This is a genomic window from Arthrobacter sp. SD76, assembly GCF_049726125.1.
Classification (GTDB): domain Bacteria; phylum Actinomycetota; class Actinomycetes; order Actinomycetales; family Micrococcaceae; genus Arthrobacter; species Arthrobacter nitrophenolicus.
Genome location: NZ_JBNBLR010000001.1, coordinates 2,387,901 through 2,402,972 on the forward strand (window position 1 = coordinate 2,387,901; position 15,072 = coordinate 2,402,972).

At 67.6% G+C, this 15,072-nt stretch carries 6 protein-coding genes and 4 pseudogenes; 6 read left to right on the forward strand and 4 right to left on the reverse strand.

Annotated elements, in window-relative coordinates; genetic code table 11:
• Nucleotides 1-224 precede the first annotated feature (224 nt).
• From ACPEE0_RS11740 to ACPEE0_RS11750, 3 genes and pseudogenes are all read right to left on the reverse strand, one after another.
• Entirely contained in the window at nt 225-1,661 is a 1,437-nt protein-coding gene (locus tag ACPEE0_RS11740) for a DUF4192 family protein (protein ID WP_424574537.1), read from the reverse strand.
• Nucleotides 1,662-1,737: 76 nt separating this feature from the next.
• Nucleotides 1,738-3,089 (reverse strand): annotated as a pseudogene (locus tag ACPEE0_RS11745) (MFS transporter).
• Nucleotides 3,090-3,155: 66 nt separating this feature from the next.
• Nucleotides 3,156-4,094, reverse strand: coding sequence for a proteasome assembly chaperone family protein (locus tag ACPEE0_RS11750; RefSeq protein WP_009358959.1), 939 nt, complete (start codon nt 4,092-4,094; stop codon nt 3,156-3,158).
• 260 nt (nt 4,095-4,354) lie between these two features.
• On the opposite strand from ACPEE0_RS11750, the pseudogene ACPEE0_RS11755 reads away from it, so the two are divergent.
• The 5 genes and pseudogenes from ACPEE0_RS11755 to ACPEE0_RS11775 all read left to right on the forward strand — a co-directional run bounded on the left by ACPEE0_RS11755 (nt 4,355) and on the right by ACPEE0_RS11775 (nt 10,467).
• A pseudogene (locus ACPEE0_RS11755) lies at nt 4,355-5,880 on the forward strand (leucyl aminopeptidase).
• A gap of 252 nt (nt 5,881-6,132) precedes the next feature.
• Nucleotides 6,133-7,515, forward strand: a complete 1,383-nt coding sequence (gene lpdA, locus ACPEE0_RS11760; RefSeq protein WP_407709424.1) for a dihydrolipoyl dehydrogenase — start codon at nt 6,133-6,135, stop codon at nt 7,513-7,515.
• A 113-nt stretch (nt 7,516-7,628) separates the two neighbouring features.
• A pseudogene (gene sucB / locus ACPEE0_RS11765) lies at nt 7,629-9,395 on the forward strand (2-oxoglutarate dehydrogenase, E2 component, dihydrolipoamide succinyltransferase).
• A gap of 150 nt (nt 9,396-9,545) precedes the next feature.
• Nucleotides 9,546-9,896 carry a hypothetical protein gene (locus ACPEE0_RS11770; RefSeq protein ID WP_354176267.1) on the forward strand — a complete coding sequence of 117 codons (351 nt, stop codon included), beginning with the start codon at nt 9,546-9,548 and terminating at the stop codon, nt 9,894-9,896.
• A 142-nt stretch (nt 9,897-10,038) separates the two neighbouring features.
• Nucleotides 10,039-10,467 carry an OsmC family protein gene (locus ACPEE0_RS11775; RefSeq protein ID WP_009358962.1) on the forward strand — a complete coding sequence of 143 codons (429 nt, stop codon included), beginning with the start codon at nt 10,039-10,041 and terminating at the stop codon, nt 10,465-10,467.
• A gap of 74 nt (nt 10,468-10,541) precedes the next feature.
• Here ACPEE0_RS11775 and ACPEE0_RS11780 read toward each other — a convergent pair.
• Nucleotides 10,542-14,066: pseudogene (locus ACPEE0_RS11780) on the reverse strand (S41 family peptidase).
• Nucleotides 14,067-14,138: 72 nt separating this feature from the next.
• Between ACPEE0_RS11780 and ACPEE0_RS11785 the strand changes: the two are divergent.
• Nucleotides 14,139-15,050, forward strand: coding sequence for a TIGR01777 family oxidoreductase (locus tag ACPEE0_RS11785; protein ID WP_035753485.1), 912 nt, complete (start codon nt 14,139-14,141; stop codon nt 15,048-15,050).
• Nucleotides 15,051-15,072 lie beyond the last annotated feature (22 nt).

Below are 15,072 nucleotides of genomic sequence, written 5' to 3' on the forward strand. Positions count from 1 at the left end.
GGTGGTCTGTGGAATCGCCATACGGGCAACACCACTATGACCCTGTCAAGTCCGTGGTGAAAACCAAGCGCCACCACGGCCGGCAGAGTCACTTAAGACAACTGCCGAAGCCGCTGCAATGTTCCCCGGAGGGCACATCCACAGGCACTCGATACACGGACCCAACCGGGTCTCGGCATCCATTGTCTCATGTTTTCCCCGGATCGGGCCTCTCCGTGACCGAATCACCGCCGCGGGGCCCACCCCGCATCCCGTGCACCGCCCGATGCCCTCTGTCCGCGTATACAGTCGTTGCCAGCTGCTCCAGGCCAGGCGTGGGGCATCCGTTCAGAATTTTTGCCAGGCCGCTTCTTTCCGTCCGGCCCAGCCGCAGATTGCTCCACGGCCCACCAGTTCCAGCAGGAGCTCGGCAAAGCGGTACCCCGGCTGGACTTCCAGGGCAGAGGCAAAATGCGCGGCGGCGTAGGACCCCGCCCGCGGCACCAGGAGATCCAGCCGCGAACCGTCAGCGCCGCCGCGGCGGCAGGCCCGCCCACCGCTGCAAGGTGATCGAGGACCGCGTCCAGGGCATCGAGGGCAGCCCAGTCCGGCACATCAGGCTGCACGCCCATCAGCACGTCGGCGTAGCCCGGGTTCGCGCCGGCAGGGCTGTTCGCCTTCACGCCCGCGACTCCATGGTCCGCCACGGCATGCACCGGAGCCGGGAACGGCCGCTGCAGCACTGACGGAGGATCCGCAGCCGGAAACGGGACTGGCGGAGTCACCGGGCGGAGATCCGTGCCGTCCTTGACGATGCCGAACACGGCGGCCCCCGCTTCGGCTGCGTTCTTCCCTGCAGCTGCCATCACCAGGACCGCGTCCCGCCAGCCCGGGATCAGCAGGGATGCCCGCAGGAACGCGTCGCGTTCCACCTCCGGAAGCCATGGTTCCCCTTGCGGCCTGGCGAGCACAGCCTCCCAGAGGTCGAGGACTGCGAGCAGCTGCGCCCTGCTCCCCCTGCGGAGGTCGAGTTCTCCAGCCCACCCGGCCTCGGCTTCAAGGACGGCCTCCCGATGCAGGCTCGGAACGGTGCGGGCGGTGGCGCCGTGCAGCGGAGGGGATTGTGCAGAGGTGGATTCTGCAGAGGTGGATTGTGCAGATTTGGAGTGTGCAGGGGCGGATTGCGGTTCGGGGGCCGGGCCCACGCTGCTGCCGCGGTACACCATTTCCGCATTCAGCGGGCTGTCCAGGATCTCCTGGAGCGGCCTGCCCGGGAAGGGACAGCACGTGGCATCAATGCAATACGCCTCCCGCCAGTAGTCGGTGCCGACGTACCATGCCTCCCTGACGGGCATCGCCGCGGACAGTATGGAGTCCAGTTCTGCAAGAAAGCGGCCGTAGGTGGCGGACGCCGATGCAGCGGCGCCGCCGGTAAAGATTGCCACCAGGGTGCCGTCCGCCTCCGTGTCAGCCTCCAAATAGCCGCGGACCGTCGAAAGGTATCTGCCCGGGTTGGCCAGGACCGGGCCTGCAGGCAGGTCCAGCCGGAGCGTGGCGCCGAGCCTTTTACCCTGCATGGTGATGACCACCAGGCTGCCCTTGGGCCAGTAACCCAGCGAATGGGGTATGTACCCGAGGACATCCTCGGGTCCGGTGATTCTGAGTTGTTCAGGAGCTGTCATGGCTCCAGCATTGGCCCGATGGCGCAGGCGCTTCAGCAGGAATTTTCCCTATGTGGGTAGTCCCGCCGGTGGAGGACTAGTCGCCGCTGTCGGGAGGAGACGTCTGCCGGCGGCGGGCGAGGTTCTCGCGGCGCTGCCGGGCCAGGGCCGTCCGCAGCGGTGGAACCACCACGCCCTGGGCCGCCATCTGCCGGCGCACCTTGCGCCGGCACACCAGCATGGCTGTGGCCCCGAATCCCAGCAGCAGGAACTGCACGCTCAGGGCGATGCGGAACGGGTCAAGCCCGTACAGGACGCCGTTGGAGAAGCCGCTGGCGTACAGGACGTCCAGGACAAGCCCGATCAGGTAGATGGCAACCAGCGCAGCGATGAATCCGCCCACGTTCACGATGCCGGTGGCGGTTCCAATCCGGTGGGCCGGGTTGAAGGTGCGGGCGAAGTCGAAGCCGATCATGGAGCCCGGGCCGCCGATGGCGAGCGCCACCACCAGGCCGGCCAGCAGCCACAGGGGGGCACGCCCGGGAGTCAGCAGGACCGCGGCCCACGCGGTTGCGGTGGTGCCTGCGATCAGCAGGACCAGGGTGGAGCGGCGGAGGGGATGCCGCGACACGAAGCGGCCGATGAACGGACCCACGGCCATTCCGGCAGCCACGTAAAGACCCATCAGCCCGGCCACCGTGCCGGCTTCCAGGCCCTGGCCGGAAATCAGGAACGGGTAGCCCCAGGTCATGGCGAACACCGTGCCGCTGAACTGGATGGTGAAATGGCTCCACATGCCCAGCCGTGTTCCGGGCTGGCGCCATGCCCTGGCCAGGGAGATGCCAGTGGCCTTGAGCCCCTGCTGCGCCTGCGGCCGCTCCGTCCCCGGCGGGACGTCCTTCAGGAGCACCACCACCAGGAATACTGCCAGGGCGGACAGCCCCGCCAGCATCAGGAAGGCCGGGGTCCAGCCGGCCGCATGCAGGACGAAGGCGAACGGGATGACGCTCACCAGCTGGCCCAGCTGGCCGGTCATGCCCGTCAGCTGGGTGACCAGGGGTACCCGCGCCGGGGCAAACCAGAGCGGGATCAGGCGGATCACCGAGATGAATGTCATGGCATCGCCGGCCCCCACCAGGACCCTGCCCAGGATTCCGCCGGGATGCTGTCGGCGAAGGCAAGCTGCAGCTGGCCCATCCCCATGAGGACGGCGCCGCCGGCGATCATTGCCCGCGAGCCGAACCTGTCAACCAGGAGTCCCACGGGAATCTGCAGCGCCGCGTAGACCAGGAGCTGCAGGACGGTAAAGAAGGAGATGGCGGAGGCCGTGGCATTGAACCGTTCCGTGGCCTCAAGCCCCACGACGCCAAAGGAGGTGCGCTGTGACACGGCCACCAGGTACCCGAAGATTCCAACGGTCCAGATCAGCCAAGCGCGGGGTGCAGTCACGTCTTCATTATGCCCGCATGCCCGGCGGCACCCCCGCAGCTGCGCGCCGGCTGCCGCCCGGGACGCCTACTGCCCCGGGTTCTCCCGGGCAAGGTAGGCCTCGACGGCGGCGCCCAGCACATCGGCGTCGGGCAGTTCGTCATTTTCGTCGGCGAGCAGCGAGCGGCGCACGATGCCGTCAGCCTTTTCGTCGTAGCGGGTCTCCAGCCGTGACACCACCTGCTGGACCTCGTCCGACGCGTCGATCTGCTCGGCGATCTGGCGTGTCACTTCGCGGCCCGCCTCGCGCAGCCGGTCCGTGGGCAGCATGAGGGACGTTGCGGCGCCGAGGTACTCGAGGCCGGCCACCGCCGCGGCCGGGTACTCCGCTTCGGCGAGGTAGTGCGGGACGTGGATGACGTAGCCGGCGACGTTCCGCCCGGCTTCCACCAGCCGGAGCTCCAGGATGTGGCCCACGGCGGCCGGAACTTCCACGGTGGGCTTCCAGACGGAGATGCCCTCGATCAGCTCGGGCCTGTTGCCGTGCACGGTGACGCCGATGGGCCGTGTGTGCGGGACCGGCATTGGAATGGAGTGGATCCAGGTCACCAGGTTGACGTCCAGCTTCTCCACGATCCCGACGACGGCACGGGCAAACCGCTCCCACTGCAGGTCCGGCTCGAACCCGGCCAGGAGCAGGAAGGGCTTGCCCAGGCCGTCAACCAGCCGGTACAGCGCCAGCCGCGGCTCCTGGTAGTCCTGGAGGTGGTCTTCGACGAAGGTCAGGTGCGGCCTGCGGGACCGGTAGTCGATCAGCTGGTCCGCGTCGAAAACGGCAACGGGCTGGGCATCGAGGGAGTCGAGCAGCTCGGCGTTGACCTGCTTCACCACGTGTCCGGCGTCGGCGAATCCGGTAAAGCCCATCACCAGGTTCAGCCCGCGGAGCTCCGGGCTGTGGAACAGCTCGATGTTGCTCGCATAGAGCGCGTCAGGGTCCAGCAGGGAGCCGGAGATCCGTTCAAGCACGGCATGTTCCTTTCATGGATGCGGGTGGACATCAATTACAACGCGGGCGGGCGGCCGGGCATTCCGGGCGGCGCTGTGGCGCACATCTCAGAAGATTCTTCGGCCGGCGCACCCAAGGGCTACGATCGGAACTGGCCTGCCAGGCGGCCTTGCACCTCCCCGGATGGCATCCGGAAGGGCCGTCATCCGGCTTTCCATGGCAGAGCGCCGAACATGCACCCCTGCCCGTACCGATCTTCGAGAATTGAGGACTCATCCCTGTGGTCAAGAATACGGAAATCAACCTTAGTACCCTCTCCCGGGACCTGAAAAAAGAGCCCCAGCGACGCAGTGGTCATCGGCGTGGGGCAGGGTACGGACGGGCCGGTCCTCCTGGACAACCCGCTGGCCGCGAAGTCCGCCGAAGCGCTCACCGATTCCCTCAAGTCGCTCGGGGTGACCGGTGCCGCAGACCAGATCGTCCGCCTGCCCGGCCTCCCCGAGACAGGCGCCGGCATCCTCGTCCTCGCCGGTGTCGGCAAGGTTCCGGCCGGCACGGCACCCACCGGCGAGGCCCTCCGGCGCGCCGCCGGTTCCGCTGTCCGCCAGCTGGCCGGGCTGGGCACGGTTGCCCTGGCCTTCCCGACGGCGTCGGTGGCCGACGTCGCGGCCGTCGCCGAGGGCGCCGCGCTGGGCGCCTATTCCTTTACGGAGTTCCGGTCCGCGAAGGACGGCCTGAAGGATCCGGTCTCGAAGGCAATCGTCTTCACCGATGTGGCCGACCAGAAGGAACTCGATACTGCCCTGAAGCGCGCCGCCCTGATCGGCCGGGCCGTCAATGCCACCCGCTCCCTGGTCAACACACCGCCCAGCCACCTGTACCCCGAAACATTCGCCGAGGCTGCCAAGGACCTGGCCAAGGGCCTTCCCGTTAAGGTGACGGTCTGGGACGAGAAGCGGCTGGAGAAGGAAGGCTTCGGCGGCATCATGGGCGTCGGCAAGGGTTCCTCCCGCCAGCCCCGCCTGGTCAAGGTGGAGTACTCCCCCGCCCGGGCGACGGCGAAGATCGCCCTGGTGGGTAAGGGCATCACCTTCGACACCGGTGGGATCTCCATCAAGCCGGCCCTCGGCATGGGCGACATGAAGAGCGACATGGCGGGCGCCGCCGTCGTCCTGTAACACTGTCCTGGCCCTCGCCGGACTGGGCCTGCCGGTCAAGGCGACCGCTTGGCTGTGCATCGCCGAGAACATGCCCTCGGGTGCCGCGTCCCGGCCCGCCGACGTGCTGACCATGTTCGGCGGGAAGACCGTGGAGGTCCTGAACACCGACGCCGAAGGCCGCCTGGTCATGGCGGACGGTATCGTAGCGGCGAGCCGCGAGTACCCGGACGCCATTATCGACGTCGCCACCCTGACGGGCGCCCAGCTGATCGCCCTGGGCAACCGCACCGCCGGCATCATGGGCTCCGAGGTCGTCACCACGGCCCTCAAGGCGGCGGCCGACCGCGCGGGGGAACTTGTCTGGCCGATGCCGCTGCCGGAGGAACTGCGCCCCAGCCTCGACTCCCAGGTGGCGGACCTGGCCAACATCGGCGAACGCCACGGCGGCATGATGACCGCAGCCGTCTTCCTGCAGGAATTCGTGGGCAAGGACAAGGACGGCGTGCAGATTCCCTGGGCACACATCGACATCGCCGGCCCGTCCTTTAACAACGGCAGCCCGTACGGCTACACGCACAAGCAGGGCACCGGCTGCACGGTCCGGACCCTGGTGGCCTACGTTGAGGACATCCTGGCGGCCGCCTGACGCACCCGGCCAGTGCCGCGCTGCGTTGTGGCGCGGGGTGATCCCTCTGCCACAATGCCGCGTGACACTCGACACAAAGCGCTCCCCAAACACTGTGCCAAGGTGGAGCATGGATAAGTGGTTCGCTAAGGTGAACCACGGTAGTCACAAATGCAAGAGAGTTGCCCTGCTGACATAATCACGGCAGTGCAAGTTCCAAGACCAGATGATGCGCGCAGAAACGCGTCATCGTTCACGCGAGGGAGCGTTTAAGTGGCCGATCAGGCAACTGCGCAAGAATTCGACATCCTGGTACTCGGTGGCGGCAGCGGCGGATACGCTGCGGCGCTGCGGGCAGTACAGCTTGGCCTCACCGTCGGCCTCGTGGAAAAGGCAAAGCTGGGCGGCACCTGCCTGCACAACGGCTGCATCCCCACCAAGGCCCTGCTCCACTCCGCCGAACTGGCGGACCACGCGCGTGACTCCGCCAAGTACGGCGTGAACGTCACCCTCGACGGCATCGACATCACCGCCGTCAACGCGTACAAGGACGGCATCATCGCCGGCAAGTACAAGGGACTCCAGGGCCTCATCAAGTCCAAGGGCATCACCGTCATCGAGGGTGAAGGCAAGCTCCAGGGCACGGACACCGTCGTGGTCAACGGCACGGCCTACAAGGCCAAGAACATCGTCCTGGCCACCGGTTCGTACTCCCGCACGCTGCCCGGCCTCGAAATCGGCGGCAAGGTCATCACCTCCGACCAGGCCCTCACCATGGACTCCATCCCGAAGAGCGCCATCATCCTGGGCGGCGGCGTCATTGGCGTTGAATTCGCCTCGGTGTGGAAGTCGTTCGGCGTTGACGTCACGATCGTTGAAGGCCTGCCCTCCCTGGTCCCCAACGAGGACGCCACGATCATCAAGAACTTCGAGCGTGCATTCAAGAAGCGCGGCATCAAGTTCTCCACCGGCGTGTTCTTCCAGGGCGTCGAGCAGAACGAAAACGGCGTCAAGGTCACTCTGGTTGACGGCAAGACGTTCGAAGCAGACCTCCTCCTGGTCGCCGTCGGCCGCGGCCCCGTCACCGCCAACCTCGGATACGAGGAAGCCGGCATCACCATCGACCGCGGCTTCGTCATCACCAACGAGCGCCTGCACACCGGCGTGGGCAACATCTACGCCGTCGGCGACATCGTTCCCGGCGTCCAGCTCGCGCACCGCGGCTACCAGCAGGGCATCTTCGTGGCCGAGGAGATCGCCGGCCTGAAGCCCGTGATCGTCGAGGACATCAACATCCCCAAGGTCACCTACTCCGAGCCTGAAATCGCCACCGTGGGCTACACCGAAAAGGCCGCCAAGGAGAAGTTCGGCGAGGACCAGGTGCAGACCCAGGAATACAACCTGGCCGGCAACGGCAAGAGCTCCATCCTGGGCACGTCCGGCCTGGTCAAGCTGGTCCGGCAGAAGGACGGCCCCGTGGTGGGCGTCCACATGATCGGTGCCCGCATGGGCGAGCAGGTGGGCGAGGCCCAGCTGATCGTGAACTGGGAAGCCTACCCGGAGGATGTGGCCCAGCTGCTGCACGCACACCCCACCCAGAACGAGTCCCTGGGCGAAGCCCACCTGGCACTCGCGGGCAAGCCGCTCCACGGCTGATTTTCCGCAGCACCATCGAGCCTGGTGCGCCCGGCACGGAAAACCCGGGCACCAGGCTCAAAATCAGGCAGCATTCAATCGCACTAAAGATCAATAAGGAGAACGGGGACGACATGTCTGAATCCGTTAAACTTGCCCGCCCTCGGTGAGAGCGTCACCGAAGGAACCGTCACCCGCTGGCTTAAGCAGGTAGGTGACCGGGTAGAGGTGGACGAGCCGCTGCTCGAGGTTTCCACCGACAAAGTAGACACTGAAATCCCCTCTCCTGTAGCTGGCGTGATTGAGGAAATCCTGGTGGCCGAAGACGAGACCGCCGAGGTAGGTGCACCCCTGGTGCGTATCGGCGACGGCTCCGGCGGCGGTTCGGCTGCCCCGGCAGAAGAAGCTCCGCCGCTGCCCCGGCCGAAGAGGCACCGGCACAGGAAGCCCCCGCACAGGAAGCTGCTGCACCGGAAGCTCCGGCACAGGAAGCTCCTGCTGCAGCACCGGCAGCAGCTGCACCCGCCGGCGGCGGCGAAGGCCACGAAGTCACCCTCCCCGCCCTGGGCGAGAGCGTTACCGAAGGCACCGTCACCCGCTGGCTCAAGGCCGTGGGCGACAGCGTCGAGGTTGACGAGCCACTGCTGGAGGTCTCCACCGACAAGGTGGACACCGAAATTCCGTCCCCGGTGGCCGGTACCCTCCAGGAAATCCGCGTCAACGAGGATGAGACCGCTGAGGTTGGTTCTGTCCTGGCCGTCATCGGATCCGGCGCCGCCGCTGCTCCCGCGGAGGCTCCGCAGGCTGCTCCGGCCGCCCCGGCCCAGGAGGCTCCCGCCCAGGAGGCCCCGAAGGAAGAGGCCCCCAAGCCCGCACCTGCACCGGAGGCCCCGAAGGAAGAGGCTCCGCAGCAGGCAGCACCCGCCCCCGCGGCCGCACCGGCAGCAGCCGAAGCCCCGTCCGCAGGAGGCGAGTCCGGCTACGTCACTCCCCTGGTCCGCAAGCTGGCCAACCAGCACGGCGTCGACATCGCCTCCCTCTCCGGCACCGGCGTCGGCGGCCGCATCCGCAAGCAGGACGTCATTGCCGCTGCCGAGGCCAAGGCAGCACCTGCCGCCGCTCCGGCCGCAGCACCGGCGGCAGCAGCCCCGGCCGCTTCTTCCGCTCCGGTTTCCTCCCTGCGTGGCACCACGCAGAAGGCTCCGCGCATCCGCCAGGTCATCGCCCGCCGCATGCGCGAGTCCCTGGAAATCTCCACCCAGCTGACGCAGGTCCACGAAGTGGACATGACCAAGATCGCCAAGCTGCGTGCCCGGGCCAAGAACTCGTTCCAGGCCCAGAACGGCACCAAGCTGACCTTCCTGCCCTTCATCGCCAAGGCTGTTGCCGAGGCCCTCAAGCAGCACCCCAAGCTCAACGCTGCCTACGATGAGGACAAGCAGGAGATCACGTACCACAACGCCGAGCACCTGGCGATCGCCGTGGACACGGACAAGGGCCTGCTGGTACCGGTCATCTCCGACGCCGGCAACCTGAACCTCGCCGGCCTGGCCGGCAAGATCGCCGACGTAGCAGCCCGTACCCGCGACGGCAAGATCGGCCCGGACGAGCTGTCCGGCGGCACGTTCAGCATCACCAACATCGGCTCCGTGGGCGCCCTGTTCGACACCCCGATCATCAACCAGCCGCAGGTGGGCATCCTCGGCACCGGCGCGATCGTCAAGCGCGCCGTGGTGGTTGCCGACGAAAACGGTGACGACTCGATCGCCATCCGCTCCATGATGTACCTGTCGCTGACGTACGACCACCGCCTGGTGGACGGCGCAGACGCCGGCCGCTTCCTCCAGACCCTGAAGGCCCGCCTTGAAGAGGGCGCCTTCGAAGCGGACCTGGGACTGTAGCAGCCAGCCACGGACGACGGCGGTGCGGGCCAACGGTGGGACAACCACCTGCGGCCGGCGCCGCCGTCGTCGTTTAAGGCGCTGCAGGCATTGCGCCGGCGGGTCAGCGCGTCTACTACCGGACGTAGAACAACTGGCTACACTGGTCCCATGAACATCCTCTACAACATTGTGGTTTTCCTGCACATCGTCGGCGCGGCCATGATCGTGGGCATCTGGATCGGGCAGATGAAGAAGCCCACCGTCCACCCCCGCCAGTTCGACGGCGCCATGCTGCAACTCCTCACCGGCGTCGCCCTGATGGGCCTCATCCCGGCCCTCGACATGGATGCCAACTACGCAAAGCTGGGCATCAAGCTCGTCATCGCCGTGGTTGTCGGCGTCCTCGCCTTCATCGGCCGCCGGAAGTACAAGGCGGGCCAGGACGTCAGCCCCGGCCTGGCCCATGCCGTGGGCGGCCTGGCCCTGCTGAACATCGCCATCGCCACCATCTGGAACTGACCCCCATCCGTTTCCCGTCCCCCGGAGTCACAATCCACCGGGAGCGGACACGGATGCACCCGCCGGGTGAAGTCCCTAGGATGGAAAACGGCGGGGTCCAGGCAGCGGCCTGCCCCGGTACACATCGACTTGAGGAGTGAACATGGCAGCAACACGTTCAGCTAATGCAGTATGGAACGGCAACCTGACGGAAGGTGCCGGCACCACCAGCCTGGCCACCTCGGGCCTGGGCACGTTCGATGTCACCTGGAAAGCCCGCACCGAGGCGGCGAACGGCAAGACCAGCCCTGAGGAACTGATTGCCGCAGCCCACGCGGCCTGCTTCTCCATGGCCTTCAGCAATGAACTTGCAAAGGCCGGACACACTCCCGAAGAAGTCCGTGCCAAGGCCGACGTGACCTTCGTTCCGGGTACCGGCATCACCGGCAGCCACCTGACGGTCGAAGCCAGGGTCCCGGGAATCTCGGAGGACGAGTTCCAGAAGATTGCCGGCGAAGCCAAGGTGGGCTGCCCGGTTTCAGGCGCCCTGGCAAGCATCGACATCACGATGGACGCCACCCTGAAGTCCTGATCCCCAGGTAAACGGCAAAGGCCCTGCACGCCCGGAGGATTCCGGAGGTGCAGGGCCTTTTCTTGTTCCCGGACTTACCTGGCCTGGCTGCGGGCCGGCAGCGGGGCGGGACGGAGCCGCCGGTACCCCTCGCGGGCCGGCGGGCGGTCGGTAGGAAGCTCCTGGATCATTTCCTTCAACGCACCGATTCCGAACTCCAGCTGCGGATCCCGGCCGGCGGCGTACGCGTGCGGCGGGTAGGCCACTTCGATGTCGGGGTCCACGCCGTAGTTTTCGACGCTCCACCCCACGCCCCCGCTGAACCAGTTGGCGTAGCGCGGCTGGGTGACGCCGGTGCCGTCCGCCAGGGCGAACCTGTTATCGATGCCGACCACGCCGCCCCAGGTACGGGTTCCGATGACGGGACCGATACCACGCAGCTTGGAAACCTGGGTGATGATGTCCCCGTCCGAACCGGCGAACTCGTCCGCCAGCACGATGACTGGTCCACGCGGTGCGTGGTGCGGATAGGTCCGCGGCTTCTCGCCGCGCGGCATGCTCCAGCCGGTGACCTTCCGGCCGATCAGCTCCGCCACCAGCTGGGACGTGTGGCCGCCACGGTTCCTCCTGACGTCCACGATGAGCCCGTCCAGTGCGGTTTCGGTGTCCAGGTCGCGGTGCAGCTGTGCCCAGCCGTTGGCCATCATGTCCGGGATATGCAGGTAGCCGAAGGTTCCGGCGGATGCTTCCCGCACAGTGCGGCGGTTCCCGGCCACCCATTCCTGGGTACCGCAGGCGCTCCTCGTCCTTGACCGGAACGACGGCGACCCGCCGCTGGGTGCCGGCCGCACCTGCGTGTGCCGGACCGTTGAGGAGGGTCAGCTCCACGGCCCGGCCCGCCGCGCCCACCAGCTGCATGGCCGGGGTGACGGACGCCGAGAGCGGGACACCGTCGATGGCCAGCAGGATGTCTCCGGCCTTCGCGTCCACGCCGGGCCGCGTCAAAGGAGACGTTGCCAACGGGTCCGAGGACTCGCCGGCCAGGATCCGGGTTATTTCCCACCCCGCCGGGGTGTGGGCAATATCGGCGCCCAGCCGGCCCTGCCCCTGGCTGCCGTTTTCGGTGACCGGCGCCGGACGGACATAGGCGTGGGAGGTGCCCAATTCGCCGTGCATCTCCCACAGGAGGTCCACCAGGTCATCGTGCGATCCCAGGCGCTCCACCAGCGGCCGGTAGCGCTTATGGATGGATTCCCAGTCCTGCCCCGCCATGTCCTCTGCCCAGAAGAAGTCCCGCTGCAGCCGCCAGGCCTCGTCGAAGGCCTGGCCCCAGACACTGAGGGGATCCATCATCACGCGGATCCGGCCCAGGTCCACCTTGACCAGCTTCCCCGATTCCTCGTCCGCTTTCGCATCCGCCGGAACCGCCGTGACCTGCTTGTCGGAGATCAGCACAATGGTGCTGCGGTCGCCGGAAAGCCGGTAGCTGTCCAGCGACTCGACGAGCGTGGCCTTTTTGCGCCGGGCGATATCGAACCGGACAAGGCTGGGGCGGGCTTCCTTGTCGTCCTGGCTCGCTTTTCCGTCGCCGGTGACGCCCGCCAGGGCCCAGTCAAGCCACAGAAGCGCGCCGTCCGCGGTTCCCAGGGAGGTGTAGTTGCCTTGCGGCACGGGGACGGTGATGACGCGGTGGGCAAGGCCCTCCGGGTCGACGGCGACTTCCGGAGTTTCGCCGGATTCCTGCCCGCCGGAGGTATCCGTCCCGGAGCCTTCGCCGCCGTCGGGTGCCACCGCCGGGCCAAAGGGCGACGGCGTCCCGGCGGCAAGTGCCACCAGGTACGGCTTGATGGGGCTCGGGAACGAGAGATCGAAAGAGTGGCCGTCATACACCGGGTCAAAGCTGCGGTTGGACAGGAACGCCAGGTATTTGCCGTCCGGGGTGAAAGCTGGTGACTTGTCGCCGAAACGGCCGTCCGTCACGTCCACGGGGGACGTGCCGGGGTTTGCCATGTCAGCCAGCCGGAGCCGGCTGCGCGAACCAAAGGACGTGACCGGCTCGGACCAGACCAGCCACCGGGAATCCGGTGACCATGCCAGCTCCCCTATGGTGCCTTCCCCGATGCTCGCCACCAGGACAAAGTCACCTGTTCGGGTGTCTGCCACGTACACCTCGCCGAAGGAAGTGCCAACGGCTACCCGGCGCCCGTCGGGGCTGGACTCCAGGGCACTGGCCCGGGACGGCAGGGGGATGCTGATCCCCGGGGCGTCCGCCCGGACTGGGCGTCCGCTGCGGAGACGGTGTCCTCCGGGGCGACGTCGGCCTGCTGGGTATCCGCCTGCTGGTCGTCAGCGGGGACGAAGGTGCCTGCGCCGGCCAGCACCGCGGCGCCGGCCGCGGGGACGGGCTGCGGCAACGCCGTCGCCCCGTCCCCGGCCTCACCGGGAAGCTGTACGGCGCCTGCCGGGGCTGCCGCTGTCCCGTGTCCCTTGCCGGCGTGTTCCTTGCCGACGGGCAGGGCGGCGTGCGGCACCGTTGCCACAATGTCCCTGATGTGCAGCGCCTCCACGCCGCCGTGGTCGGCAACGTAGGCGATCCGGCCGTCGCCGAGCGGCCGTGGCAGGCGCCCGCGCACCCCCGGCGTCGCCTCAACGATCCGGGAGGGCCCGTCCTTGTGGCGGAGCCAGTGGATGGTGCCGTGCGATTCAACCGCGCTTGCTGTTCCTGTAGCGTCGGGCACCACTGCGCCCAGGTGCTTTGAGGTCTTCAGCAGTGCCGGGCGCCGGGACTGGGATGCGGAGCCCAGCGCAATATCCAGCCGGACGGCCTCGGAGTCCAGGCTGTCCAGGATCCACAGTTCGCCGGCCGATTCGAAGACGACCCGCTTCCCGTCGCTGGCGGCATGCCGGACGTAGAAATCCTCGTGGTCCGTGTGGCGGCGCAGGTCCTTCCCGCCGGGAAGGACCGAATAAAGGTTGCCGTAGCCCTCGTGGTCGGACAGGAAGGCGATTCGGCCATCCACCCACATGGGGTCGGCGAGGTTGCCGTCAAGGTCCGGCAGAAGGCGCTCGAACTCCCCGTTGCCGTCCGCGTCGATCCACAGCTTTCCTGCTGTGCCGCCACGGTAGCGCTTCCACCAGGCCGGTTCGCGGGACAGGACGCTGCCCACCACCACAGGACGCTCATCCCCCACCTCGGGTCCGAACGCCACGGACTCCACGGGGCCGAAGGGCAGCTCTTCCGCCCAGCCGCCGTCCACCGGGACGCTGTAGGCGTAGGTATGCCGGCTTTCGGCCTGGCGGAAGGCGCTGGTCACCAGCACGGACCCGCTGGCCGTGAAGCCCTTGACCCGGGTGGTGCTGTGGCCGAAGTAGGTCAGCTGCCGGTAGTTCCCGCCGTCAACGTCCGCGGACACGACTTCCGGTGCCGTCCCCTGGACCACGGTCCACACCAGGCGCTTCCCGTCGGGGGTGAAACGGGGGTTGCGCGCGGGCAGCTGCAGGGAGGAGACCCGCCAGGCCCGGCCACCCTCCAGCGGGGCGATCCACACGTCGTCCTCGGCCACGAAAGTGACGAGGTCACCATGCACATGCGGGTAACGGAAGTAGCTCGAAGAAGTCATCGTTTGATCATAGTCAACCCTTCCGCGGCCCTGCCGGAGGTGCCGCCGGCCGCACCCGTGGTGTGATGGAGCATGCGCATCGTTATGGCAGGAGCCTCCGGGCTGCTCGGAACCCACATGTCCGAAACTTTCCGCGACGCCGGCCACGAGGTGACCGCCCTGGTCAGGCGCGAACCAGCCTCGAGCGGGGAAATCCGCTGGGATCCGGCGAACGGCCTGCTCGACCCCTCCGTGCTGGCGGGGGCCGACGCCGTCGTGAATCTGTCAGGTGCCGGCATCGGCGACAGGCCATGGACGCGGAAGCGGGTTGATGAGCTGTTGAGTTCGCGCATTGAGCCAACCCGCACACTGACGCAGGCAATGCGGCAGCTGGATGTCCCGCCCGCGACGTTCATCAGCCAGTCAGGTGCCAACTACTACGGCGACACGGGGAACACAGTCCTCCGGGAAGACGCGCCGGCCGGCTCGGGCATCCTGTCCCGGATTTGCGTGGAATGGGAAGCGGCAGCTGCAACTGCGCCCGCGGGAGTCCGGGTTGTCACGCCCCGCACCGGTGTGGTCCTCAGCCGCTCGGGCGGGGCCATGGGCAGGCTGCTGCCGCTCCTGCGGCTCGGCGTTGGCGGGCCTTTCGGCGACGGCAGGCAGTTCTGGCCGTGGATCACCCTTCCGGACGTGTCCGCCGCCTTCCTCTTCCTGCTGGAGTCGCCGGTCAGCGGACCGGTCAACCTGTGTGCTCCCGAAGATGCCGATGTCAACACCATCGTTGAAGAACTCGCACGTGCCCTGCACCGGCCGGCCATCTTCCGGGTTCCGGCGCCGGTGCTGCGGCTCGTCATGCGGAACCTGGCCGAAGAACTGCTGCTGTCCAGCCAGCGGATGGAACCTGCCGTCCTCGCGGGCGCCGGATTCCGGTGGCAGCATCCGGCGCTGGCGCAGGCAGCGCAGTGGGTGGCCGGAACCGAAGGCGCCGAGGCCCTGGACTAGTTCCGCCGGCCCCGGCTGAAGT